Source organism: Pelomonas nitida, assembly GCF_043555975.1.
In the GTDB taxonomy this organism is placed as follows: Bacteria; Pseudomonadota; Gammaproteobacteria; order Burkholderiales; family Burkholderiaceae_C; genus Pelomonas; species Pelomonas nitida.
The window spans coordinates 157,228-181,801 of sequence record NZ_JBIGIA010000005.1 but is presented as its reverse complement, the minus strand read 5'-3'; the positions used below and the strand labels follow the sequence as shown (position 1 = coordinate 181,801).

Here is a 24,574-nt window from a genome sequence, read left to right as displayed (position 1 = left end):
TTTTGAGTGGTACGAAGGAGTGTTATGACTTCGATCGTCTCTAAAGAATCCCCGCATGGGGAGTATTTCCTTTCTGTCGATGGGCTCCGAGCCATCGCCGTCATTTCCGTGATTCTTTATCACGTAAACGAGCGGTGGATGCCGGCCGGTTTTATCGGCGTAGACATATTTTTCGCGATCTCAGGGTTTGTGGTGGCGGCCGCATCAACGGCGATCGCTCGTGGCAAGTTCTACGACTTTGTTGTCGCCTTCTATGCTCGCCGCATCCTAAGAATAGTGCCTGCATTGCTGGTGTGTCTGCTTTTGACAAGTTGGCTGGCGACACTGTTTATTCCATCTGCGTGGCTAAGTGATTTGAACTCAAAGACAGGTTTGGCTGCCTTCTTTGGGGTGAGTAATTTTTTGTTGGCGGCGGGGGCTAATGATTATTTCTCTCCAAAGACTGAGTTTAATCCGTTTACTCACACGTGGTCGCTCGGTGTTGAGGAGCAGTTTTACATCATATTTCCACTGATATATTTTCTGTGGGTTGGGAAGGCGCGACGTCTTGCGGCCGTGCTGCTGCTTTGCGCCCTAGCCGTGCTCTCAATTTGGGTTGCCTATATGTGGGGCGGCTCCGTGCGTGCGTTTTATCTGATTCCTGCCAGATTTTGGGAGTTGGCGTTTGGAGTCCTTTTGTATATGTCTATCGGCAAATGGCGGCCGTGGCTTGAGAGGCTCCCCCGGCCTGTCGCTGAGGCGGCAAGCTTAATGTTTTCTTTTGGATTGGTTGCTTCTCTGATTTTTGCGGATGCGACTAGATTTCCGTTTCCCTGGGCAATTGCGCCCGTTGTGTGCACTCTTGGGATCATTGCGTTGACTGCTGCAAGGTCTGAATTGATCGCGACACATTTTCTAAGGAGAACGGAGACTCGCTGGTTTGGGAAGGTTTCTTACTCCTTGTATTTGTGGCACTGGCCAATCATCGTGTTGATGCGGTGGACGATTGGTGTTGATCAGGTTTGGCAGCAAATCGTCGCCATCGCGCTGTCGCTGTTCTTTGCTGTTGCGTCATATCGCCTTGTGGAGACGCCATTCCGGAACTTGAAGTTGGTCTCGCACTGGCCGCGCGGGCGTGTGGTCGTTGTCGGGCTGCTCATCGCCACGGTTTGTTCTGGTGCAAGCGCGGCGATGACATTGGCTAAGAGGTCCCTGACCCTTAGCGTCACAAAAGGGCGAGATTGGAATCCTGAAAAACTGAATTTTGAAGCTGAGAAGGACAATAGATGTGGTTTGCTTGCTTCATCGACGCCTTTTGAAGGAGGTTTTTTAAACAGGTACTCGACGGAGAATTGTCCCGCGGGTGGAAAGGTTTTCGTTATCGGTGATTCTCACGCTGTCGGTTACAGCGCAATGCTGCAGTCCTTCGTTTCGCGCACAGGCATGCGGGTTGATCTACTTGGGAAAGGAGGGTGTTCGCTTTTTAATTTGCGAACGCCACACGACTCGGGCAGTAAGGAATGTAGAGAATTTTCCAAGGCTGCGTTCATGTACTTGGCTGCGGAGATCAGGCCCGGGGATATTGTTTTCCTTCCCGCTTTACGGGTTCAACGCCTTCGTGATCAGTGGGGCGGAGCAAACCCGCAGATTGATACCGAGAAGCGAGAGCGGCTGCGTCGTCAGGCTATTGACGATGCCAAAAAAGAGCTGGCTGATATCTCTCAAAAGGGGGCGTTGATTTTGTGGGAGGCGCCAAAGCCGATTTACAAGGTTCCGTTGTTTAGATGCGCTGATTGGTTTAATGAGCGTAATCCAGTTTGCTCGGGAGAGCAGGCTATGGACAGGGAGGAACTGATGAATCTTCGCAGGCCGGCTATGGAGGCGGTGGCAGAGCTGGTTGGAGATTTCAAGAATTCATTTGTCTGGGATCCGTTTCCTGTGCTGTGCCCAAATGCGAACTGTGCTCCTTACATGAAAGGGCGGCCGCTGTATTTTGATGGCGACCACTTGAGTTCTTATGGGAATTACGTTTTGGTGGATAGCTTTTCTGAAAAGATCGGGGAGATGGTTGGGGCTTCTGGGGGTGGTTTAAAAATTTCGGACAATAAAAAAGCACCCGAAGGTGCTTTTTAGTGCTCGGGTGTTAGTATTTAAATTCGGGTGGCGGTGATTTGAGAATTTTTTCTGTGCTCAAGCTTGACTTTGATACGAAGTAAGTTGCGTGTCGCCAATCGGGCGTGGCCTTGAGGAACTGTCCGAGGCCCGATGCCGGTACATAGGCAGCGTTCAAATCAGCGAGCTGCGCACCCACCCAAGGGTAATAGTCTGCTCCGACATTTAGAGTGAAGTTGGCCTTGCTGCGATCGTCCGGTAGTTCAGGGTTTTTGGGTATGAGCCTGAAACGCACCGATACGAGCAGGGCTCCTAGATCAGCTTTGCCAGTTTGGCTGTTCCATGGAGTTTCCACTTGGCCAAGACCGCCGTGAACGATGTGACTCTTTGTGGGCGCGAAGGCCGTAGTGCTTGCCGTGGCTGACTTGTAAGTTTGGAACGCTTGCGACTTGGTGGTGGCGTCAAGACCATACGAGCCATTCCAGGTTGGGTGTTGACCAGTCGCCAACTTCGACCAAGTCCTGTCCTTAAGCGAGTAAGCCCACATTTCAATGCCATTGATTTCCACGGCACTGTTCGTTGCCTGATTTCCCCCAGCGCCTTCATAAATGACGAACCAGGGCAGGACGGACTTCCAAAACGAGTACCGCGTCCCGGTCCAGTTTGAAGGGATCGACTCCGCATAGGGTTCAGTACCCATGACAATGAGTGGCTTGATTCGCCATCCAGTGCAAGGATCGCAATCGGGTTTGAGCTCGTGCTGTGAAACCTTCATGCTCTCAATTGCCGCCTTAAGGCGCTCTACGCGAGCCTGCTGAAGTGATGCAGCCTGGGCGACTGGCGCGGCGTCGCTGGTGAGGTCGCCGGCTGCTGCGGCGGTTTGTGTTGCTGCGGCGACGTCGAACGAGATCGGGCTGATGGCCGGGGCCGTGCCGGCCTCGGCTGCGAGGGGCGGTGTTGTGGTGGACGACATGGCCGCTGCCTTGTCGGCGCCGCCCCCGCAACCTACGGCGACAGCGCACGAAGCGAGGAGTGTGAACAGGGTGGGCATGGCGGGTGTTGGGGCGCGGCGGGCGGGGTGCATTCGGAGGAGGGAGTGGCGGCGACAGCACGAGCGTCGTGCAGGATTTTGTGTCGGGGGCTTGAGGCGACGCCAGCGGGAAGCGTCGCGCGATCAGGGCTCACTCAGCGATAAGAGCGTAAAGACTCGCAAAGTCCAATGCTGACTGTGTGATGAGAGGCAAGGCTGCCGGCTCGCACTACCAGTAGCAGTCGGCCTGCACGTCGACAAGGCACACGATCTGGGCCGCCTGCTGCTGCAGGTTGTGTGGCGCTGTTGGGAGCGTGCGGGTGGCCTGCTTGGCGCTACGGCGAGCTGGCGCGACGCGCCGGCCCCCGGGGATCGAGGGGCTGCGCGGCAGCTCAGGCCAACAGCGAGGGCGGTGCGCCGAAGTTGTTGAGCGTGGGCAGCACGAACTGTTGCTCTGATGCGCTCAAGCCCATCCAGCCAGCCAGGCTCGCCGCCAGTTGTGTGACCGCCATGCTGGGCAGTAGCCGGCCGGAACCGATGTCATCGGAGGTGCCCAGTGCGGTGACGGGGAAGTTGCCGAAAATCTGTCGCCCCTTGACGGCGCCACCGACGACGAAGTGATGGCTACCCCAGCCGTGGTCGCTACCGGAGCCGTTGCTAATGAGCGTGCGCCCGAAGTCGGATGCGGTAAACAGTGTCACGTTGTTCTGCAATCCGAGCGTGGTCAGCGCGTTCATGAAGTAGCCGATGGACTGCGCCACTTGCGCCATCTGTATGGGTTGGTCGCGCATCTGGGCGTTGTGAGTGTCGAACCCACTCATCTGCACCATGAAAACCTGGCGACGCATGCCCAAGGCCTGATTGGCCGCGATGATCTGCAGGACCATGCGCAGTTGCTTGGTGATGCTGAGCTGGTTGAGCGTCGTGGCGGCGGCATTGACTTGCGCGATGGCTGTGGTGGGGATGGCAGGCACGTTGACGCCAGCGATGGCGGCTTGCAAGGCACTGTTGGCACCCATGCCGCGCTGCATCACCCGCGCGTATTCGGATTGCAGGCGCTCGGTGGTTGCGTTGGCAGCGTAGGCTTTTTGCAGCGCGGCAGAGACGCTGGTTGACCCGAACACGCTGGCGGCGGACATGGAGCCGGCCAGCACAGGGCCTTCCGGCCCAACCTGGTACTGGCTGACGTTGCCGCCGGAGAGGAAGACGGCGTTGCCGCTGGTCGAGATCGCGGTGAACACGGGTTGCGCGTTGGCTGACATGAGGATGTCACCCATGCGGCCGCCCCAGCCTGATGCCGCGCCTTCCGGCGCGAGGCTTTGCCAGGTGGAGGCCTGGTCGTTATGGGAAAACAGTTTCGCCGGCAGGCCGACGCCGGCGGCGTAGTCGGCCTTGGTGACGGGGCGCACGAGGGGGCCGACGTTGGCGACGATGGCCGCCTGGCCGGCCTCATAACAGTCGCGCAGCGGCGCCAGTTCCAGAGGCATGCCGAAGCTGCGGCCGCTGGCCTGCCCGGTCGCTGTGATTTGCTGCAGCCGGTTGGAAGCCCAGGCCAGATCACCGCGCGCGCCGGCGTAATCGGCATAACCGCTTGTGTCCATGGGCACGACCCAGTTGTGGGTGTCGCTGCCGCCGTTCATGTAGAAGCACACCAGGGCCTTGTAGCCGCTGGTCGTGGCAGCCTGGCTGTTGGTGGCCAGCGCGGCCATGCCGGCCAGGCTGGTGGCGAGCGTGAGCGCGCGGTGCGGTACGGCGGAGCTGGCCGCCAAGCCCCCCAAAGCGCGGATGAAGCTGCGGCGCGACGCGCCAGTGTGGCTGAATCGTGTCATGGTTGCACCAGATATTCGGGTGAGGCCAGTGCCAGGAAAACGGCAGCACGGGCGCGGTTGAGGTGGCTGGCGGCATCGTTGCCGCTGACGTTGAGCATGGCGTCCATCAAGTCTTGCTTGAGCGTGGCGCTCATGCGGCCGGCGTGGAGGAGCAGGTTCAGTCGATCGACCACGGTACCCAGCTGGCCGGCAGCGACGAGATCGGCCAGCGGTTGCAGCTGGGCAATCACGTCACTTTGGGTGCCCGTCCAGCCTGCACCAGAGCCCGCCATCCGCTCTGCCAGGTTCACCCATTGCGCGGTGGTGGCTTCGCTGACGATCTGCATCGTGGGAACGGTGATGTTGCTGGCGGAGAACACGGTGTTGGGCGGGATGTAGCCGGGCCGGAAATACCCGAACACCGAGGGGGCGAACAGCGGCCGTTGGTTGAGTGCCGTGAGGTCGCTGTCGAGTTGGTATTCACCGGTCGTGGACGTGGCACTCAGGCTGCGCATCCAGTGGCTGACCCGCATCACGGGCTCACGTAGCTTGCTCACGCTACCCGCGCTGGGTGAGACCGCTTCGGTGTCCAGCAGGATGGCCCGCGCCACTGCGGCCAGGTCGCCGCGCACGCCGCTGCCGTTGTTGTCGAAAACGGCGGCGACACGCGAGATGTAGGCCCCGCTCGGGTTGCTCGTCACGAGATGCTGGATCAGCTGGCGGCTGATGAACGGCCCGACGTTGGGGTGATTGAACAAGGCGTCGAGCGCCACCTTCACGCTGTTTTGGGCGTTGGTGCCCGCCGGTATCACGACTGCCTGGGATTTGCCGCTGAACAGTCGAATCTCGCTGGTCGAGTGCTGCCCTGGATAGGCCTTCATGGGCAGGATGTCGATGCGTTGGTCGTTCGCGGCGCTGAGGTCGGGCTTTCCGTAGCGGAAGTTCTGCTCGGTGAGCTGAGAGTCAGGAAACGCCCAGCTCCATCCGGTGAAGACCTTGGAGAGGGCCATCACGTCGTCGTTGGTATACGTTTCGATCGGCTGGCCGTTGCCATTGAGTTTGGCGCTGCCGTCGCTGTTGAGCTCGCGCAGACCGATGGTGAACAGCTGCATCACCTCGCGCGCGAAGTTCTCGTCGGGCATGCGACCCGAAGCGCTGTCTTCCGGCCGGTTGCGTATGTGTGACAGGTAGATGCCCATCGCCGGGCTGAGCGCGACCTCCTGAAGCAAGTCGCGGTAGTTGCCCAGCGCGTTGCGATTCAACGCGTCGACATAGGCTGCGTAGGCGCGCGCATGGTCATGCAGGTTGGTATCCGCCTGCGACACCATCAGAATCTGGTGAAGCGCAAAACCCATACGACGGCGAAGCTGGTCAGGGCTGTTGGCGGCCGCAGCCCAGAAGCGTTGGCCAACCCACCGGCTGGTGTAGTTGGCGCCGCCAGGGCGGTAGGCGTCGCCGAGATCGTAGCGCGACTGCACGGCCGAGACCATGTCGGGAACGAAGGGCAGGGCGATCTGTTCGTTAATCCAGGCTGCCTGGCCGATCTGTGCCACACGCTCGATGTCGGCCATCGTGGGGCCGAACGTCGCCTGTTGCAGCAATCGAGAGGCAGCGTGGTAAGCGGCGCTCGGCGTCGGCGCGGCAGTCGGCACCGTGAATCGCAGTGCGCCGTTCAGGTACATGGCGCCCGTGCTGGCGCTGGTACTCGTGCCGTCCACGGCGTCCTCGCCCGAACCGGCGTCGAACACGACGTTGCTGGCGAACGGGGCGAGGGTGGCGATGCTGGTGCGCACGTACTGCACAAACAGATTGCGGTCGACGCCGTTGACCTTTTCATCGTTGGTATAGACCACATCCACGCGGCTGCCGGCGTTCAGCTTGGGCACGGAGAAGACGTAGTCGGCCGGCGTGGTGCTGCGCACCTCAACGCTGCCGACGATCATCCCGTCCACGCGCAACTGCAGCGTGGCGCCGACGCCGCCTGCCATTTGGGCATAGGCGCGCACCGTGACGGAATCGTTGAGGTTGGCCGCAGGCCAGATGGTGGACAGGTTGCCGGCGACATAGCTGACACCGGCGGACGATGGCGTCACGTAGGTGGTGCCGGCAATGAGGTACTGCACGTTGAGCTGGCGCGTGACGCCGCTGACAGTGCCGGGGTTGGAGAAGGTGACGGCCACCTTGCTGCCGGGCTTGAGGGCGGTGGTGGGCATGACGAAGTCGGCCACGGTGGCGCTGGTGACCTCGGCGGCGCTGACAGCGACACCGTCGACCCACAGCGTCATGAGGGCGCCCATGCCGCCGGCGGACACCGCGCTGGCGCGGATGGTGACGGTGCTGGTGATGTTCGGCGTGGGCCAGGTGGTGCGCAGCGCGCCACTCCAGAACATCTCGCCAGTGCCTGCGACGATGTCCGCGCCGTCGAAGGCGGCAACACCATTGCCTTTGTCATAGGTGTTGCCGGCATCGCCCGGCAGCCAGACGGTGTTGCGGGTGGTGGCGTAGGCGACGAAGAGGTCGCGGTCGGCCGTGTCGTTGGTGTAGACGATGTCGAGCTTGCGGCCGGCGGTCATGGGCGGCACGGCGAAGCGGTAGTCGGCGTTGTCGGTGGACTTGACCTCGGCGCTGCCGACGAGCACGCCGTCGACGAGCACCTGCATGATGGGGCCCACCCCGCCGTCCAGCGTGCCGCGGGCACGCACGATGAGCGAGTCGGTGAGGTTGGCTTCGGGCCAGGCGGCGGCGAGCGTGTTGTCGCTGGCCAGCAGCACGGTCTTGCCGGAGATGGCGTAGGCCAGTTGCAGGCTACGCCCGGCGGCGGGGTTGGTGTAGACGACCTCCACGCGCTGGCCGACCTTGATGGGCAGCGAGGGTAGGGTGACGTCGGTCGGGGTGGTGGAGCGGATCTCGACGGTGCCGATGACAACGCCATCGACGAGCACCTGCGCGATCGGGCCGACGTTGTCGCTCAGGGTGGCGCTGGCGCGCAGCGTGAGCGAGTCGGTCATGTTGGCGGCCGGCCACTTTCCGCGCAGCGCGCCGTTGGTGGTGAGCAGGTTCTGCGTGGTGGCCTGGAAGTTGGTGCTGGTGTAGGCAGCCAGGCCGTTGCCGGCGGCGAAGAACATGGTGCCGGCGCTGGGTTGGAGCACGGTGGTGCCAGACAGAAGGTAGTGCACGCGCAGGCCACGGGCGGTGCCGTCGACGGTGCCGGCGTTGAGCAGGGCGACGTCGACGCGGCTGTCTACCGCCAGCGGGGGCGCTGCGAAGACGTAGTCGACCGGCGTGGCCGAACCGACCTCGATGTCACCGACGACCACACCGTCCACGCGGGCGACCATGCGCGCATCAATACCCCCGGCGCTGATTGCGCTCGCACGCACGGTGAGGCGCTCGGTGAGGTTGGCGGCTGGCCAAACCATGCGCAACGCGCCACCGTTGTAGAGATCGCCTAGGCCGGCGCGGACGTTCTGGCCGTCGAAAGCGGCGTCGCCATTGCCCGCGTCGAAGGTGACGATGGCGGCGGTGGGCAGCACGGCGGTGTCAGCGGTGCTGATCTGCTGCACGTGCAGGTTGCGATCCACGCCGTTGACGACGGCGTCGTTGGTGTAGACCACGTCGACCTGGCTGCCGGACTTGAGCGTGGGCACGGCCAGGCGGTAGTCGGTGGGCGCGGTGGCCCGCACTTCGACGCTGTCGGTGACGACACCGTCCACGCGGACCGACACCATCGCTCCCACATTGCCCGCCAGGTCAGCGTAGGCGCGCACCGTCAGTTTGTCCGTGACGTTGACCGAGGGCCAGTCTGCGTTCAGATTGCCATTGCTGTATGTCGATCCTGCGGCCGTCGGCGTGACGAAGGTGGCGTTGGCGATGAGGTACTGGATATTGAGCTGGCGCGTGACGCCGCTGACGGTGCCGGGGTTGGAGAACGTGACGGCCACTTTGCTGCCTGGCTTGAGTGCCGTGGTTGGCATGACGATGTCGGTGGGCGTGCTGCTGGTGACTTCGGCGGCACTGACGGCGACACCGTCGACCCACAGCGTCATGAGGGCGCCCACACCACCGGCGGACACGGCGCTGGCACGCACGATGACGGTGCTGGTGATGTTGGGCTCGGGCCAGGTGGTGCGCAGTGCGCCGCTCCATAACATGTTGCTGGAGCCGGGCACGACGTCAGCGCCGTCGAAGGCGGCGGCACCATTGCCCTTGTCGTAGGTGTTGCCGGCGTTGCCGGGCAGCCAGGCGGTGTTGCGGGTGGTGGCGTAGGCGACGAAGAGGTCGCGGTCGGCCGTGTCGTTGGTGTAGACGATGTCGAGCTTGCGGCCGGCGGTCATGGGTGGCACGGCGAAGCGGTAGTCGGCGTTGTCGGTGGACTTGACCTCGACGCTGCCGACGAGCACGCCGTCGACGAGCACCTGCATGATGGGGCCCACCCCGCCATCCAGCGTGCCGCGGGCACGCACGATGAGCGAGTCGGTGAGGTTGGCTTCGGGCCAGGCGGCGGCGAGCGTGTTGTCGCTGGCCAGCAGCACGGTCTTGCCGGAGATGGCGTAGGCCAGTTGCAGGCTACGCCCGGCGGCGGGGTTGGTGTAAACGACCTCGATGCGCTGACCGACCTTGATGGGCAGCGAGGGCAGGGTGATGTCGGTCGGCGTGGTGGAGCGGATCTCGACGGTGCCGATGACAACGCCATCGACGAGCACCTGCGCGATCGGGCCGACGTTGTCGCTCAGGGTGGCGCTGGCGCGCAGCGTGAGCGAGTCGGTCATGTTGGCGGCCGGCCACTTTCCGCGCAGCGCGCCGTTGGTGGTGAGCAGGTTCTGCGTGGTGGCCTGGAAGTTGGTGCTGGTGTAGGCAGCCAGGCCGTTGCCGGCGGCGAAGAACATGGTGCCGGCGCTGGGTTGGAGCACGGTGGTGCCAGACAGAAGGTAGTGCACGCGCAGGCCACGGGCGGTGCCGTCGACGGTGCCGGCGTTGAGCAGGGCGACGTCGACGCGGCTGTCTACCGCCAGCGGGGGCGCTGCGAAGACGTAGTCGACTGGTGTGACCGATGTCACTTCCGGCGCGCCGACGACCACGCCGTCGACGCGAACCACCATCTGCGCGCCTTGCCCGCCTGCGCTGATGGCGCTGGCCCGTACGGTGAGTCGTTCGGTAAGGTTGGCGGCGGGCCAGACCATGCGCAACGCGCCACCGTTGTAGAGATCTCCGAGGCCGGCGCGGACGTTCTGGCCGTCGAAAGCGGCGTCGCCATTGCCCGCGTCGAAGGTGACGATGGCGGCGGTGGGCAGCACGGCGGTGTTTGCGCTGCTGATCTGCTGCACGTGCAGGTTGCGGTCCACGCCGTTGACGACCGCGTCGTTGGTGTAGACCACGTCGACCTGGCTGCCGGGCTTGAGCGTGGGCGCGGCCAGTTGGTAGTCGGTGGGCGCGGTGGCCCGCACTTCGACGCTGTCGGTGACGACACCGTCCACGCGTACCGACACCATCGCGCCCACGTCACCCGCCAGGTCAGCGTAGGCGCGCAGGGTCAGGGTGGGCGTTGCGGCGTTGGTGGTCGTTGGCGCGGCCTGGATGACGCGGTGGGCGGGTTGCTCGACGGCCTGCGCCGTGGCGACGTTTGTGCTGTTGCCCGCACCGCCTCCTCCGCACGCGCTCAGTACGAGGGCGCTCGCGATGGCGGCGATAACCGGGCGTGAAATTTTTCGGAGGAGTTGCATGGTTGTTGGGGCACGTTGAACTGCGATGTGCGCCACAAGAAGCGGAGCGGCTGGTTGGGGCGTTAGCCTTGACCTCAATGTAGGCCGCCGACCTGGTTTGAAAAGGGCGCTTCAGACCCTGCGTGTGGATGCGTTCACGGCTGAAATACTCGTTACACCAGGACACGCTGGCCCCATCAGTGATGCTTTTCTCGGATGGCTAAAACACGTGCATTTGTTGGCGTGTAGGAGAATGCTCGACCGACTGCAGCAAGCACAGGGATTCAGCGTGAAGGTTCTCGTCACCGGCGCCGCCGGCTTCATCGGCATGCATGTCAGCCAGCTCTTGCTGGCGCGGGGCGATCAGGTCGTGGGCCTGGACAACCTGAACGACTACTACAGCCCTCAGCTCAAGCACGACCGCCTCGCCCGCCTGACCGACAAGCCGGGCTTCAGCTTCGTGAAGATGGATGTGGCCGACCGCGAAGGCATGGTCCGGCTGTTCGCTGAAGCGCGCTTCGACCGGGTCGTGCATCTGGCTGCCCAGGCCGGTGTGCGGTATTCCATCGAGAACCCGCACGCCTACATCGACAGCAACATCGTGGGCTTCACGAACATCCTGGAAGGCTGCCGCCACAACGGCGTGCAGCACCTGGCCTATGCGTCCAGCTCCAGCGTGTACGGTGGCAACACGCTGATGCCGTTCTCGGAGCACCACAGCGTCGACCATCCCATCAGCCTGTACGCCGCCACGAAGAAGGCCAACGAGCTGATGGCGCATACGTACTCGCACCTGTTCGGCCTGCCGACGACGGGCTTGCGTTTCTTCACGGTCTACGGCCCGTGGGGGCGGCCGGACATGGCGCTCTTCCTGTTCACGAAGGCCATCATCGAAGGCCGGCCCATCAACGTGTTCAACCACGGTCAGATGATTCGCGACTTCACCTACATCGACGACATCGCCGAAGGCGTGGTGCGTGTGCTGGACCGCACGGCCACGGCCGACCCGGCCTACGACCCCGCGCAGGCCGACCCGGCCCGCTCCAGTGCGCCTTACCGGGTCTTCAACATCGGCAACCACGCGCCCATCCAGTTGATGAGCTTCATCGAGGCCATCGAGCAGTCGGTGGGGCAGGAGGCCGTCAAGAACTTCATGCCGCTGCAGGACGGCGATGTGCCGGCCACGCACGCGGATGTGGAGGAGTTGGCTGCCTGGACCGACTTCCGCCCGGCGATGCCGGTGCCTGAAGGCATTCGGCGGTTCGTGGCCTGGTACCGCGATTACTACAAGGTCTGATCCCCATCGACGCGTCATGTGCGTGCGTTAAAACGCCGCGACCGTTTTTGATGCTTTGAAGAAGGACAAGCAATGAAAGTCACCGCCATTGGCACTGGCTATGTGGGCCTGGTCACCGGTGCCTGCCTGGCCGAGATGGGCAACCATGTCGTCTGCCTGGATGTGAACCCCGAGAAGATCCGCATCCTCAACGACGGCGGCATCCCGATCCACGAGCCCGGGCTGGACGAGGTGGTGAAGCGCAATGTGGCTGCGGGCCGGCTGCAGTTCACGACCGATGTCGACATGGCCGTGCAGCACGGCACGCTGCTGTTCATCGGCGTGGGCACGCCGCCCGATGAAGACGGCTCGGCCGACCTGCAGTACGTCGTCGCAGCGGCCCGCTCCATCGGCCAGCGCATGACCGACTACAAGGTCATCGTCGACAAGAGCACGGTGCCGGTCGGCACGGCCGACAAGGTGCGCGCGGCGGTCAAGGAAGAACTGGTCAAGCGCGGCCTGGGCGACATGGCTTATGCCGTGGTCTCCAACCCCGAGTTCCTGAAGGAAGGCGCGGCGGTCGAGGACTTCATGAAGCCGGACCGCATCATCGTCGGCTCCGACGACGATCAGGCCACGCTGCTGATGCGTGCGCTGTATGCACCGTTCAACCGCACCCAGGACCGCATGCTGGTGATGGACGTGCGCAGTGCCGAATTCACGAAGTACGCGGCCAACGCGATGCTGGCCACGCGCATCAGCTTCATGAACGAGCTGGCGCTGCTGGCCGAGAAGGTCGGCGCCGACATCGAGCTGGTGCGCCGCGGCATCGGCTCCGACCCGCGCATCGGCTATCAGTTTCTGTATGCCGGCGCGGGCTACGGCGGCTCCTGCTTCCCGAAGGACGTGAAGGCGCTGGTGAAGGCCGCCGCCGACAGCCAGATCCCGCTGCGCGTGCTGACGGCCGTGGAAGAGGCCAACGAGCGCCAGAAGCGTGTGCTGGTGGACAAGGTCGTCGCGCGTTTCGGCAAGGACCTGAAGGGCCGCCGCTTCGCGATCTGGGGCCTGGCCTTCAAGCCCAACACCGACGACATGCGCGAGGCGCCGTCGCTGGTCATCATCGATGAGCTGACGAAGCGCGGCGCGACGGTGGCGGCTTACGACCCGGTGTCCATGACCGAGACGGCCCGCGTGCTGGGCCAGCGCGACGATGTGACGCTGGTGGAGCGCGCCGAGGCGGCCTTGCAGGGCGCCGACGCGCTGCTGATCGTGACGGAGTGGAAGGAGTTCCGCACGCCGGATTTCGACGGCATCAAGGCCGCACTGAAGGCGCCGGTCGTGTTCGACGGCCGCAACCTCTACGACCCCAAGCTGATGAAGGCGATGGGCATCGAGTACAGCGGCATCGGCCGCGGCTGACACTCGCACTCGCAGCCATCAAGCGCAACGCCCTCCGGTGGAGGGCGTTGTTCATGGTGGGGCGCCCGACAGGTGCGCCGTACCGGCCGGGTGAGCGTCAGGCGAAGGTCTTGGCGTCGGCCAGCAGCGGCGCGGCGAGGTCCTTGGCCGACAGCTGCGGCGTGATGCCGTCCAGCGGCCACTGGATGCCGATGGTGGGGTCGTCCCAGCGCACGGCGCCTTCGCATTCCGGCGCGTAGCGGCCGCTGGTCTTGTAGAGGAAATCCGCCGTTTCGCTGATGACGACGAAGCCATGCGCGAAGCCGGGCGGAATCCACAGCTGGCGGTGGTTGTCGGCGGTCAGCTCCACGCCGACCCACTTGCCGAAGTTGGGGCTGGCGCGGCGCACGTCGACCGCCACGTCGAACACGGCGCCCGAGGTGCAGCGCACCAGCTTGCCCTGGGCATGCGGGTCCAGCTGGTAGTGCAGGCCGCGCAGCACGCCGCGCGACGAGCGGGAATGGTTGTCCTGCACGAAGTGGATGTCCTGGCCCAGGGCGGCGTTGAAGCGCGCCTCGTTCCAGCTCTCCGTGAAGAAGCCGCGTGCATCGCCGAACACCTTGGGCTCGACGATGAGCACCTCGGGCAGGGCGGTGGGCGTGACGGTCAGCAGCGATGCGGTGGACATCAGAAGGCCTTCTCGGTCAGCAGCTTCTGCAGGTACTGGCCGTAGCCGTTCTTGGCCAGCGGCTTGGCGAGGGCTTCGAGCTGGGCGGCGTCGATCCAGCCGGCGCGGAAGGCGATTTCCTCCGGGCAGGCGACCTTCAGGCCCTGGCGTTTCTCGAGCGTCGCGATGAACTGGCCGGCCTCCAGCAGGCTGTCGTGCGTGCCGGTGTCCAGCCAGGCGTAGCCGCGGCCCATGATCTCGACGTTGAGCTGACCGCGCTTGAGGTATTCCGCGTTGACGTCGGTGATCTCCAGCTCGCCGCGCGCGCTGGGCTTGATGGCCGCGGCGATGTCGCACACCTGCTCGTCGTAGAAGTAGAGGCCCGTGACCGCGTAGTTACTCTTCGGGGCCTTGGGCTTTTCTTCGATGGACAGCGCACGCTTGGCGGCATCGAACTCGACGACGCCATAGCGCTCGGGGTCGTGCACGTGATAGGCGAACACGCTGGCGCCGGTGGCCTGGCTCGTCGCGCTGTCCAGCAGCCCGGCGAAGTCGTGGCCGTAGAAGATGTTGTCGCCCAGCACGAGGGCACTGGGTGCGCCGCCGACGAAGTCACGGCCCAGGATGAAGGCCTGGGCCAGGCCGTCCGGGCTGGGCTGCACGCAGTAGCTGATGTTCAGGCCCCAGCGCGAGCCGTCGCCGAGCAGCGACTCGAAACGCGGCGTGTCCTGCGGCGTGCTGATGAGCAGGATGTCGCGGATGCCCGCCAGCATCAGCGTGCTGAGCGGGTAATACACCATGGGCTTGTCGTAGACCGGCAGCAACTGCTTGCTGACGGCCAGTGTGGCCGGATGCAGGCGGGTGCCGGAGCCACCGGCCAGGATGATGCCTTTGCGGTTCTTGGTCATCGTTGGGGCCTCACTTCCTTTCAATTCGTTTGTAGGGCCGAGCGCCGGGCCGCTCCCAAGCCGGCCTGTTTGCCGATGTGCTCGCGGCTCAACGCCGCAGGCATCGGCGTCCCCTCGGGGGCTGAGGCCGGACACAGACAGTCCAGTGGACTGTCTGTGCCTGCCGAAGGGCTGGGGCGCAAGCCCCGGCGCGGTCTGCAAGACCGACTGGGCGTGCCCGCGTTCAGCGAGGCAAGACCGGGCGAGGGGCTCATAGGATCTCAGTCAGCATGCGGGCCACGCCCTGCTGCCAGTGCGGCAGTCGCAGGCCGAAGCGCTGCTGAAGCTTGGCCGTGGACAGGCGCGAGTTCAGCGGGCGTTTGGCCGGGGTGGGGTAGTCGCTGGTCGGGATGGGCAGGATCTGGTCCGGCGCAACCTTGATGGCTTTGCCCTGCTCGCGCGCGAACTCGATGACGAAGCGGGCGTACTCGTGCCAGCTGGTCTCGCCGCCGGCCACGGCGTGGTAAGTGCCCGTTAGCGCCGGGTTCACGCGGGCCGCGCGCAGCATGTGGGCCGTCAGGTCGGCCAGCACGTCGGCACCGGTCGGCGCACCGATCTGGTCGGCGATGACCTTGAGCTGATCCCGCTCGGACGCCAGCCGCAGCATGGTCTTGGCGAAATTGCCGCCGCGCGCCGCATAGACCCAGCTGGTGCGCAGGATCAGGTGCTGGCAGCCGCTGGCGCGGATGGCCTCTTCACCCTCGGCCTTGGTGGCGCCGTAGACGCTCAGCGGCGCGATGGGCGCGTCTTCGTCGCGGGCGTGGCTGCCGCTGCCGTCGAAGACGTAGTCCGTCGAGTAGTGCACCAGCAGCGCGCCCAACCGCTTGGCCTCGATGGCCAGCAGCGCCGGCGTGCCGGCATTGATCTGACGCGCCAGCTCGGGCTCGCTTTCCGCCTTGTCGACGGCCGTGTGCGCCGCCGCATTGACGATGACTTGCGGTGCCAGCGCCTGCACGCGGGCCAGCAGTTGGTTGGGCTGGGTGAAGTCACCGCCGTCATCGTGGTCCAGCGCCACGACGTCGCCGACGACCGCCAGCGAGCGCTGCAGTTCCCAGCCGACCTGGCCGCCCTTGCCGAGCAGAAGGATCTTCATCGCTCAGCCGCCGTACTGTGTGGCAACCCAGTCGCGGTAGGCGCCGCTCTGCACGCGGGCGACCCATTCCGGGTGGTCCAGGTACCACTGCACCGTCTTGCGAATGCCGGTCTCGAACGTCTCGGCCGGCCGCCAGCCGAGTTCGCGCTCGATCTTGCGGGCGTCGATGGCGTAGCGGCGATCGTGGCCGGGGCGGTCCTTCACGTAGGTGATGAGCCGCGCATAGGGGCCGTCGGCCGAGGGGCGCAGCTCGTCGAGCAGCGCGCAGACCGTCTTGACGATGTCGATGTTGGCCTTCTCGTTCCAGCCGCCGATGTTGTAGGTCTCGCCCAGCTTGCCGCCCGCCAGCACGGCGCGGATGCCGCTGCAGTGGTCGGTGACAAACAGCCAGTCACGGATCTGTTGGCCGTCGCCGTACACGGGCAGGGGCTTGCCCGCCAACGCGTTGACGATCATCAGCGGGATCAGCTTCTCGGGGAAGTGATAGGGGCCGTAGTTGTTGGAGCAGTTCGTCGTGACGACGGGCAGGCCGTAGGTGTGGTGCCAGGCGCGCACGAGGTGGTCGCTGGCGGCCTTGCTGGCCGAGTACGGGCTGTTGGGCTCGTAGGGGTTGGTCTCGGTGAACGGCGGGTCGGTGGGCTTGAGCGTGCCGTAGACCTCGTCGGTCGACACATGGTGGAAGCGGAACGCTGCCTTGGCGTCGCCGGCCAGGCCGCCCCAGTAGGCGCGCGCGGCTTCCAGCAACGTGAACGTGCCGTCCACATTGGTCTTCATGAAGGCGCCCGGGCCGCTGATGGAGCGGTCCACATGGCTCTCCGCCGCGAAATGCACGATGGCGCGCGGCTGGTGCTGGGCGAGCAGGCTGTCGATCAGCGCGCGGTCGCAGATGTCGCCCTTGACGAAGATGTGCCGCGCATCGCCGTCGAGTGACGCCAGGTTCTCGACGTTGCCCGCGTAGGTCAGCGCGTCGAGGTTGACGACAGGCTCGTCGCTCTGCCGCAGCCAGTCGAGCACGAAGTTGCTGCCGATGAAGCCGGCACCGCCGGTGACGAGGATGGTCATGTCAGTTCCTATGGTTGAAGGCTAATGTCTTCCCAAGCAGCACCCATGGAACTGGCTTGGCCAGGCCATCGGGTGCGCCCCCTTGAGGGGGCCGGCGAAGCCGGTAGGGGGTGGGCTCATGTCCTTCCGTAGGTGTCCTCGAAACGCACGATGTCGTCCTCGCCGAGATAGGAACCGGACTGGACTTCGATGATCTCCAGCGGCACCTTGCCCGGATTGGCGAGGCGGTGGGTCTGGCCCAGCGGGATGTAGGTGGACTGGTTTTCCGTCAGCAGGATGGTCTTGTCGCCGTTGACGATCTCGGCGGTGCCGCTGACGACGATCCAGTGCTCGGCGCGGTGGTGGTGCATCTGCAGGCTCAAAGACGCGCCTGGCTTGACCATGATGCGCTTGACCTGGTGGCGCGGGCCGTTGTCGATGCTGTCGTACCAGCCCCAGGGGCGGTGCACCTTGCGATGCAGCGCCTGCTCGCCGCGCTGCTCGGCGCCCAGGCGGTTGACGATCTGCTTGACCTCCTGGCTGCGCGCGCGGTCGCTGACGAGCACGGCGTCGGGTGTCTCGACGACGACGATGTCGGTCAGCCCGACGACGCCCACCAGGCGGCTGGTGGCATGCACCAGCGTGTTCTTGCTGTCGGCGATCAGCGCGTCGCCGACAAAGGCGTTGCCGGCTTCGTCCTTGTCCGCGACTTGCCAGACCGCTTCCCAGGCGCCCAGGTCGTTCCAGCCGGCATCCAGCGCCACCATGCGCAGCGGGATGTCGGTGCCCGGGCAGCGCTCCATGACGGCGTAGTCGACAGACTCACTCGGCACGGCAGCGAACTCCGCCTTGCCCGGCCGCACGAACTTGGCGTCGGTCTTGCGGGCGGCCCAGGCGGCACGGGTGGCTGCGAGGATGTCAGGGCGGAAGCGCTCCAGCGCCTTCACCCAGGCGCTGGCGCGCAGCACGAACATGCCGCTGTTCCAGTAGTAGCCGCCTTCGGCGAGATAACGCTGGGCGGTCTCGAGGTTGGGCTTTTCGACGAACTGCGCCACCGCCAGGCCGGCAGCATCGGCCTGCGTGCGGATGTAGCCGTAGCCGGTCTCGGGGCGGTCCGGCGTGATGCCCAGGATGGTGATGCCGCCGTCCGCAGCAGTGCGGACGGCGCTCTGCAGCGCCGCGGTGAAGGCGGCACCGTTCGTGACGGTCTGGTCGGCCGGTGTGACGACGAGGACGGGGTCGTCGCCGCCTTCCAGCGCCGCCAGGGCGGCCAGCGTCAGTGCCGGCGCGGTGTTGCGGCCCAGCGGTTCCAGCAGCACGCTGCTGGGCTCCAGGCCGGTCTCGCGCAACTGGTCCAGCACGAGGAAGCGGTGCTCGTCGTTGCCGACGATGCAGGGGCCGGCCAGGTCGAACTCCGCCGAGGCGAGTGCCGCCAGCCGACGCGCGGCCAGCTGGAACAGGCTTTCATTGCCTGACAGCACCAGGAATTGCTTGGGGTAGCCCGCACGCGACAGCGGCCACAGCCGCGTGCCGGAGCCGCCGGCCATGATGACGGGGAGAACAGAAATCTTGGAAGCCATGGTGCTTTGCATCTCGTTATTCGAAACCCTGGGGATTGCTGTGCTGCCAGCGCCAGCTGTCCTCGCACATGCGGGCGAGGTCAAGCTTGGCGGACCAGCCGAGCAGCTCGCGCGCCAGCGCCGGATCGGCCCAGCAGGCCGCCACGTCGCCCGCGCGGCGCGCGACTATGTCATAGGGCACGGGGCGGCCGCTGGCTGCCTCGTAGGCGCGCACGAGATCCAGCACGCTGTAGCCCTGGCCGGTGCCGAGATTGACCGTCAGCGAGCCGGGGTGGTCCAGCAGGCGGCGCAGCGCGGCGACATGGCCTTCGGCCAGGTCGGTGACGTGGATGTAGTCGCGCACGCCGGTGCCGTCGGGCGTGGGGTAGTCGTTGCCGAACACCGAGAGCTTCTCGCGCCGGCCGACGGCCACCTGGGCGACGTAGGGCATCAGGTTGTTGGGCGTGCCGCGGGGGTCTTCGCCGATGCGGCCGCTCTCATGGGCGCCGACCGGGTTGAAATAGCGCAGGCAAGCCGTCTGCCAAGCCGGGTCGGCCACGCCGACGTCGCGCAGGATCTGCTCGCCCATCAGCTTGGTGGCGCCGTAAGGGTTGGTCGCCGACGTGGGGGCGTCTTCGCGCAGTGGCAACTGCTCGGGTGCGCCGTAGACGGTCGCGCTGGAGCTGAAGACGATGCGCCGGCAGCTGTGGCGCTTCATCGTCTCGCAGGTGTTGACGAGGCCGCCAAGGTTGTTGCGGTAGTAGGCGAGCGGCTGGCTGACGGACTCGCCGACGGCCTTGTAGGCGGCGAAGTGCACGACGGCCTCTGGCCGGTAGCGGTCGAAGATTTCGTCCAGCTGGGCCGCGTCACCCACATCGCCGCGCTCGAATTCGATGGGCGCCGTGGCCAGCTCGGCCAGGCGCTCGAGCACGCGCGGCGAGCTGTTGCTGAAGTTGTCGACGCCCACGACGCGATACCCGGCCTGCTGCAGGGCGAGCCAGGTGTGGGAGGCGATGTAGCCGGCCGCGCCGGTGAGCAGGACGGTGGTCATCGGATGGTCCGAAGAAGAGGGTCAGAAAAAGATCGCCTGGCCCGTGCAGCCATAGCTGCTGGCGGTGTAGACGTAGGTCGACAGGCTGTTGTCGCGATTGACGTGGTCGTACTGGCAGCTGAGGCTGAGGCCGCGCGAGAAGGCCCAGCGCAGGCCCAGCGTGTAGCTGCGGGTGTCGTCCAGGGCGTCGCTGGGTGCGTTGCCGGCGTCGCGGCTGCGCGTCGCGCGGTTGTTGCTTGCCTTGGCGTTGAGGCTGAGCTTGCCCGTCAGTGCATAGGTCGTGCTCAGCTGCCACGTGGTGTAGACGCGGTTGAGTTCCGAGTTCTGCACCATGGTTTCCTGCCCGGTGTCTCGGGCGTACTGGGCATTGACCTGCAGCTTGGCCGTAGGCCGCCAGTCCCAACCGATGGAGCCGGTCGTGCTGGTGAAATCACGCAGCAGATCCAGGCTGTTGCGCTTGCGGCTGCGGCTGATGCGGGTGTTGACCGTGCTGTACCCGCCGACGCTCCAGCGCGTGGTGAAGTCGAGGTCGTCGCGGGTGTAGTCGTTGGGTGACGTGGTCGGCCGGATCTCGCCATCGATGAGCTGCAGGCCTTGGCCGTCCGGGTAGCGCGGGTTGCTGCCGGTCGTGTGGCGGCCCACCAGGCCCAGCCGCACATTGCCGGCCGGCGTGGCGTAGACGCCCAGCTGGGCGGTGTTCTGGCTGAACACCAGTTGCTCGTACTGCCAAGCGGTGTAGTCGCGGTTCTGATGGGTCCAGCCGGCCTCCAGCGTGTAGCGGGTGGCGACGCCCAGCCGCGCCAGCGCCTGGTACTCGTCGTTGGTCACGATGTTCTTATTGAACACCTGCGCGACGCTGCTGGTGTTGAACTCGGCCATCGTGCGGTCGGACTTCGCACTGAGCACGCCCGACAAATTGCCCACCGTTTGCCAGTCCAGTGCGGCGCGCACGTTGTAGGCGCGGTAATTGAGATCGCTGTTGGTGCTGTAGCGGTTGTCCTGCAGCGAGCCGTCCAGCGTCACGTGCTGGCGGCCCAGTCGCTGGTCGATGCCGCCGAGCAGCGCGGCGGTCGTGACCGTGTCGCTGTTGGGGGCGTTGCTGGTGCGGTAGACGTTGGCGACGTGGGTGAGACCCAGCGAACCGCCCACATAGAACGGCGTCGTGTCGTCGGTTTGCGCGTGACTGGCCGGCGCCCAGGTCGCGAGCAGCGACGCGATGAGGAGGGAGAGTCGACGGAGGGGGAGGGAGGTCTCAGTAGGCATGACGGTCGAACACCACCAGCCTGACCGTGCGCAGGATGATCTGCAGGTCGAGGGCCAGCGACCAGTTGCGCAGGTATTCCAGATCGTATTCAACGCGTGCGGCCATCTTCTCGATGGTTTCGGTCTCGCCCCGCAGGCCGTTGACCTGGGCCCAGCCGGTGATCCCCGGCTTGACCTTGTGGCGCACCATGTAGGCCTTGATGAGCTGGCGGTATTGCTCGTTGTGAGCGACGGCGTGCGGGCGCGGCCCGACGATGCTCATGCGGCCCTGCAGCACGTTGACGAACTGCGGCAGCTCGTCGAGCGACGTGCGGCGGATGAACGCGCCGAACGGCGTGATGCGTGAGTCGCCCTTGGTGGCCTGCTTGACGACGGCGCCGTTGTCCTGCGCGCGCATCGAGCGGAACTTGTAGACGATGATCTCTTCGCCATCCAGCCCGTTGCGGCGTTGCTTGAAGATGACGGGCCCCGGCGAGCTGAGCTTCACGCCGATGGCCAGCATCAGCAGGATGGGCGAGATCAGCACCAGGATGATGGATGCGAGCACGATGTCGCTGATGCGCTTCATCAGCTGATTGGTGCCGGTGAACGGGGTTTCGCAGATGCCCACGACCGGCACGCCGCTGAGGTCCTGTAGGCGGCCCTGGATGATGCTGATGCCGAACACGTCGGGCACGAAGAACAGCGAGGCGGTGGTGCCCTGCACCTGCTCGAGCAGCTCGACGATGCGTGGTTGCGAGCCGAGCGGCAGCGTGATGTAGACCTCGCGCACGCCCTTCTCGCGCACGAACTCGCTGAGCTTGTGCAGCGGCCCCAGCAGCTCCGTGCCGGCATCGGGGTGCAGGCGCTCCTGGCTGCGGTCGTCGAAATAGCCCAGGCAGATGACGCCCTGGCCGTCGCGCAGCGCGCGTGTCACCTTGTGGCCGAGCGGGCCGGCGCCGACGATGACGGCCGTTCGCCGTGCGCTGGGGTCGCTGGCGCGCCAGCGCTGCACGCGGCGGCCGAGCTCGATGGCGGCGATCTGGGCGACGGGCGTGATGACGGCCCACCAGATCAGCACCTCGTTTTCGAAGTAGTGCAGGCTCGTCGTGGCGTAGCCGCACAGCAGCAGGATGCCCAGCAGCATCAGCCAGGAGGAGATCACGTCCACCAGCGCACTGGCCGGGTGGTCGTTGAACCGGTTCCGGCCCGGGAAGGTGAGCGCGAAGATGAGCAGGCACAAGGTCAGCGTCGGGCGCATGACCTGCTCTTCGAAATGGCCGTTCACGAGCAGGAAGCTCAGAACGATGATGCCGGGTTCCAGGAAGGCGGCAATCAGCGACTCGACAGACTGCGGCGCGCTGTAGAACGTCCTTTTGTAGCTGCGATCCTCGAACATCTTGATTGTGGGTGGCCTGGGTAGGCAGTGACTTGCAAAAAGCGAACCGGATTCTCCATCAACAAATTTGACAGCTGATGAGCAGGGGTCCCCTGTTCAAGGTCCCCTGCCTACAATCAAGCGCATGTCTGCCCCCTGGCCTTTGCCCTCCCTGTCGCCGCTGTTGATGCCGGCCCTGCAAGATCGACTGGTGTTGCTGATCAACCATGTCGTTTCGAGAGAACCCATCGCCGCGCAGCGGCTGAAACTCCAGGCGGGGCGGGGGCTGGTGGTGCATCTGGCGGGCTGGCCGGCGCTGTTGCCGCCGGTGCCGGACCTGATCCTGGGCGTCACGCCTGCCGGTCTGTTCGAACGGCTGGAAGTGCCGCCGCCCGGCGCGGGCGGCATGCGCATCGAGATCGACGCCAGCAACCCGGCTCGCCTGGCCTTGGGCGCCTTGAGTGGCGAGCCGCCGGCCGTCAGCGTGCAGGGAGATGCCGCTTTCGCCGGCGAGGTCCACTGGTTGATGGACAACCTGCGCTGGGACATCGAGGACGACCTGGCCGGCGTCGTCGGCCCGCTGCCGGCGCGTCAGCTGGCGCAGTTCGGCCGTGCGGTGCGGCAGGCGCTGTCGGGCACGGTGGCACGGTTTGCGCCCAAGATGGCCGGTAGCGGCGCATGAGGTTTGTCTCCCGGCTGCTGTTCATTCTGTGGACGTTCTGGCGCTTCGGGCTCGATGACCTGGCCCTCTCCGGGTTACGGCGTCGCCGTTTTCAGGTTCTGAGGCGTTTCACGCGGCTCGGGCGCCGTTGGCAGGAGCCCCGTGGCGTGCGTCTGCGCCTCGCTTTGGAGCGTCTGGGCCCCATCTTCGTGAAATTCGGGCAGGTGCTGTCGACGCGGCGCGACCTGCTGCCGGCCGATGTCGCGCAGGAGCTGGCCAAGCTGCAGGACCGCGTGCCGCCGTTTTCGGCGGCCCTGTCTCGTCAACTGGTCGAACGGGCGTTCGGCCGGCCGCTGGAAGAGCTGTTCGCCAGCTTCGACGCCGAGCCGGTCGCCAGCGCGAGCATTGCGCAGGTGCATTTCGCTACGCTGAAAGATGGCCGCGAGGTGGCGGTCAAGGTGCTGCGCCCGGGCATGCTCGACGTCATCGACGATGACCTCGCGCTGATGCGGCGCGTGGCCATCTGGGTGGAGCGTGCGTCCGTCGACGGCCGGCGGCTGAAGCCGCGCGAGGTGGTGGCCGAGTTCGACATGTACCTGCACGACGAGCTGGATCTCGTCCGCGAGGCTGCCAACGCCGCCCAGCTGCGCCGCAACATGGCCAGCCTGGACCTCATCATGGTGCCCGAGATGCACTGGGACTTGTGCAGCCCCGAGGTCATCGTCATGGAGCGCATGAAGGGCGTGCCCATCTCGCACCGCCCTGCGCTGGAGGCGGCCGGCATCGACATCAAGAAGCTGGCCCGCGACGGCGTGACCATCTTCTTCACGCAGGTCTTCCGCGACGGCTTCTTCCACGCCGACATGCACCCCGGCAACATCCAGGTGAGCCTGGCGCCGGAGACGTTCGGGCGCTACATCGCGCTGGACTTCGGCATCATCGGCACGCTGACCGAGGTGGACAAGGACTACCTGGCGCAGAACTTCATTGCCTTCTTCCAGCGTGATTACAAGCGCGTCGCCGAGCTGCACATCGCCTCCGGCTGGGTGCCGCCCGAGACGCGCGTCGATGCGCTGGAGAGTGCCGTTCGCGCCGTCTGCGAGCCTCATTTCGACCGGCCGCTGAAGGACATCTCGCTGGGCCAGGTGCTGATGCGGCTGTTCCAGACCTCGCGCCGCTTCAACGTCGAGATCCAGCCGCAGCTGGTGCTGCTGCAAAAGACGCTGCTCAACGTGGAAGGCCTGGGCCGCCAGCTGGACCCGGAGCTGGACCTCTGGGCCACGGCCAAGCCCTTCCTGGAGCGCTGGATGAACGAGCAGGTCGGCTGGCCCGCGCTGACCAAGCAGCTGCAGAAGGAGGCGCCGCGTTTTGCGCAGCTGCTGCCCGAGCTGCCGCGCCTGCTGCACGACGCACTGAAGGCCCAGGCGCAGCGAGGTGGCGATGCCGACATGCGCGCGCTGGTGCGCGAGCTGCGCAGCACCAACCGGCTGCTGTCGGGCTTGCTGTGGGGCGCGGCGGGCTTTGCGCTGGGCATCGGTCTTGCGTCGCTGGCGCTGCGCTTTTTCGGTTCCGCCCTCTAGCGAGGGCTGGCCGGGGCGCCTTCATAATCCGCGCCAATTTTTCTGGTCTCACC

At 65.3% G+C, this 24,574-nt stretch carries 16 protein-coding genes; 5 read left to right on the top strand and 11 right to left on the bottom strand.

The window, feature by feature from the left end; translation table 11 throughout:
• Positions 1 to 24 precede the first annotated feature (24 nt).
• Positions 25 to 2,112 carry an acyltransferase family protein gene (locus tag ACG00X_RS08220; protein WP_394487594.1) on the top strand — a complete coding sequence of 696 codons (2,088 nt, stop codon included), beginning with the start codon at positions 25 to 27 and terminating at the stop codon, positions 2,110 to 2,112.
• A 10-nt stretch (positions 2,113 to 2,122) separates the two neighbouring features.
• On the opposite strand, the gene ACG00X_RS08215 is transcribed toward ACG00X_RS08220, so the two are convergent.
• The 3 genes from ACG00X_RS08215 to ACG00X_RS08205 all read right to left on the bottom strand — a co-directional run bounded on the left by ACG00X_RS08215 (position 2,123) and on the right by ACG00X_RS08205 (position 10,649).
• Positions 2,123 to 3,142 (bottom strand): hypothetical protein, encoded by a 1,020-nt coding sequence (locus ACG00X_RS08215; protein WP_394487593.1) that lies wholly within the window; start codon positions 3,140 to 3,142, stop codon positions 2,123 to 2,125.
• A 371-nt stretch (positions 3,143 to 3,513) separates the two neighbouring features.
• Positions 3,514 to 4,830, bottom strand: coding sequence for a DUF1501 domain-containing protein (locus tag ACG00X_RS08210; RefSeq protein WP_394487592.1), 1,317 nt, complete (start codon positions 4,828 to 4,830; stop codon positions 3,514 to 3,516).
• Between the two features lie 116 nt (positions 4,831 to 4,946).
• Positions 4,947 to 10,649, bottom strand: a complete 5,703-nt coding sequence (locus ACG00X_RS08205; RefSeq protein ID WP_394487591.1) for a DUF1800 family protein — start codon at positions 10,647 to 10,649, stop codon at positions 4,947 to 4,949.
• A 268-nt stretch (positions 10,650 to 10,917) separates the two neighbouring features.
• Between ACG00X_RS08205 and ACG00X_RS08200 the strand changes: the two genes are divergently transcribed.
• Both ACG00X_RS08200 and ACG00X_RS08195 read left to right on the top strand, forming a co-directional pair.
• Positions 10,918 to 11,925 carry an NAD-dependent epimerase gene (locus tag ACG00X_RS08200; RefSeq protein ID WP_394487590.1) on the top strand — a complete coding sequence of 336 codons (1,008 nt, stop codon included), beginning with the start codon at positions 10,918 to 10,920 and terminating at the stop codon, positions 11,923 to 11,925.
• A 72-nt stretch (positions 11,926 to 11,997) separates the two neighbouring features.
• Entirely contained in the window at positions 11,998 to 13,323 is a 1,326-nt protein-coding gene (locus ACG00X_RS08195; protein WP_394487589.1) for a UDP-glucose dehydrogenase family protein, read from the top strand.
• A gap of 97 nt (positions 13,324 to 13,420) precedes the next feature.
• Here the strand turns inward: ACG00X_RS08195 and rfbC are convergent, their stop codons facing one another.
• The 8 genes from rfbC to ACG00X_RS08155 form a co-directional block, all read right to left on the bottom strand.
• Positions 13,421 to 13,990 (bottom strand): dTDP-4-dehydrorhamnose 3,5-epimerase, encoded by a 570-nt coding sequence (gene rfbC / locus ACG00X_RS08190; RefSeq protein ID WP_394487588.1) that lies wholly within the window; start codon positions 13,988 to 13,990, stop codon positions 13,421 to 13,423.
• Positions 13,990 to 14,877, bottom strand: a complete 888-nt coding sequence (rfbA, locus tag ACG00X_RS08185; protein WP_394487587.1) for a glucose-1-phosphate thymidylyltransferase RfbA — start codon at positions 14,875 to 14,877, stop codon at positions 13,990 to 13,992. The genes rfbC and rfbA overlap by 1 nt, the downstream gene beginning before the upstream one ends.
• A gap of 250 nt (positions 14,878 to 15,127) precedes the next feature.
• Positions 15,128 to 16,009 (bottom strand): dTDP-4-dehydrorhamnose reductase, encoded by an 882-nt coding sequence (gene rfbD / locus ACG00X_RS08180; protein ID WP_394487586.1) that lies wholly within the window; start codon positions 16,007 to 16,009, stop codon positions 15,128 to 15,130.
• A gap of 3 nt (positions 16,010 to 16,012) precedes the next feature.
• Positions 16,013 to 17,071 (bottom strand): dTDP-glucose 4,6-dehydratase, encoded by a 1,059-nt coding sequence (gene rfbB, locus ACG00X_RS08175; RefSeq protein WP_394487585.1) that lies wholly within the window; start codon positions 17,069 to 17,071, stop codon positions 16,013 to 16,015.
• A 116-nt stretch (positions 17,072 to 17,187) separates the two neighbouring features.
• The gene (locus tag ACG00X_RS08170) at positions 17,188 to 18,630 is read right to left on the bottom strand and encodes a mannose-1-phosphate guanylyltransferase/mannose-6-phosphate isomerase (RefSeq protein ID WP_394487584.1); all 1,443 of its coding nucleotides are present in this window, start codon (positions 18,628 to 18,630) and stop codon (positions 17,188 to 17,190) included.
• A gap of 16 nt (positions 18,631 to 18,646) precedes the next feature.
• Positions 18,647 to 19,660, bottom strand: a complete 1,014-nt coding sequence (gene galE, locus ACG00X_RS08165) for a UDP-glucose 4-epimerase GalE (protein ID WP_394487583.1) — start codon at positions 19,658 to 19,660, stop codon at positions 18,647 to 18,649.
• 21 nt (positions 19,661 to 19,681) lie between these two features.
• Positions 19,682 to 20,923 carry a hypothetical protein gene (locus ACG00X_RS08160; protein ID WP_394487582.1) on the bottom strand — a complete coding sequence of 414 codons (1,242 nt, stop codon included), beginning with the start codon at positions 20,921 to 20,923 and terminating at the stop codon, positions 19,682 to 19,684.
• Positions 20,913 to 22,301 (bottom strand): undecaprenyl-phosphate glucose phosphotransferase, encoded by a 1,389-nt coding sequence (locus tag ACG00X_RS08155; RefSeq protein ID WP_394487581.1) that lies wholly within the window; start codon positions 22,299 to 22,301, stop codon positions 20,913 to 20,915. The genes ACG00X_RS08160 and ACG00X_RS08155 overlap by 11 nt, the downstream gene beginning before the upstream one ends.
• A 124-nt stretch (positions 22,302 to 22,425) precedes the next feature.
• Here ACG00X_RS08155 and ACG00X_RS08150 point away from each other — a divergent pair, with 124 nt between their 5' ends.
• Complete coding sequence (locus ACG00X_RS08150; protein WP_394487580.1) at positions 22,426 to 22,962, top strand: hypothetical protein; 537 nt, start codon at positions 22,426 to 22,428, stop codon at positions 22,960 to 22,962.
• A complete protein-coding gene (gene ubiB / locus ACG00X_RS08145) occupies positions 22,959 to 24,521 on the top strand; it encodes a ubiquinone biosynthesis regulatory protein kinase UbiB (protein WP_394487579.1) in 1,563 nt (520 codons plus the stop codon). Before ACG00X_RS08150 ends, ubiB begins: the two co-directional genes overlap by 4 nt.
• Positions 24,522 to 24,574 lie beyond the last annotated feature (53 nt).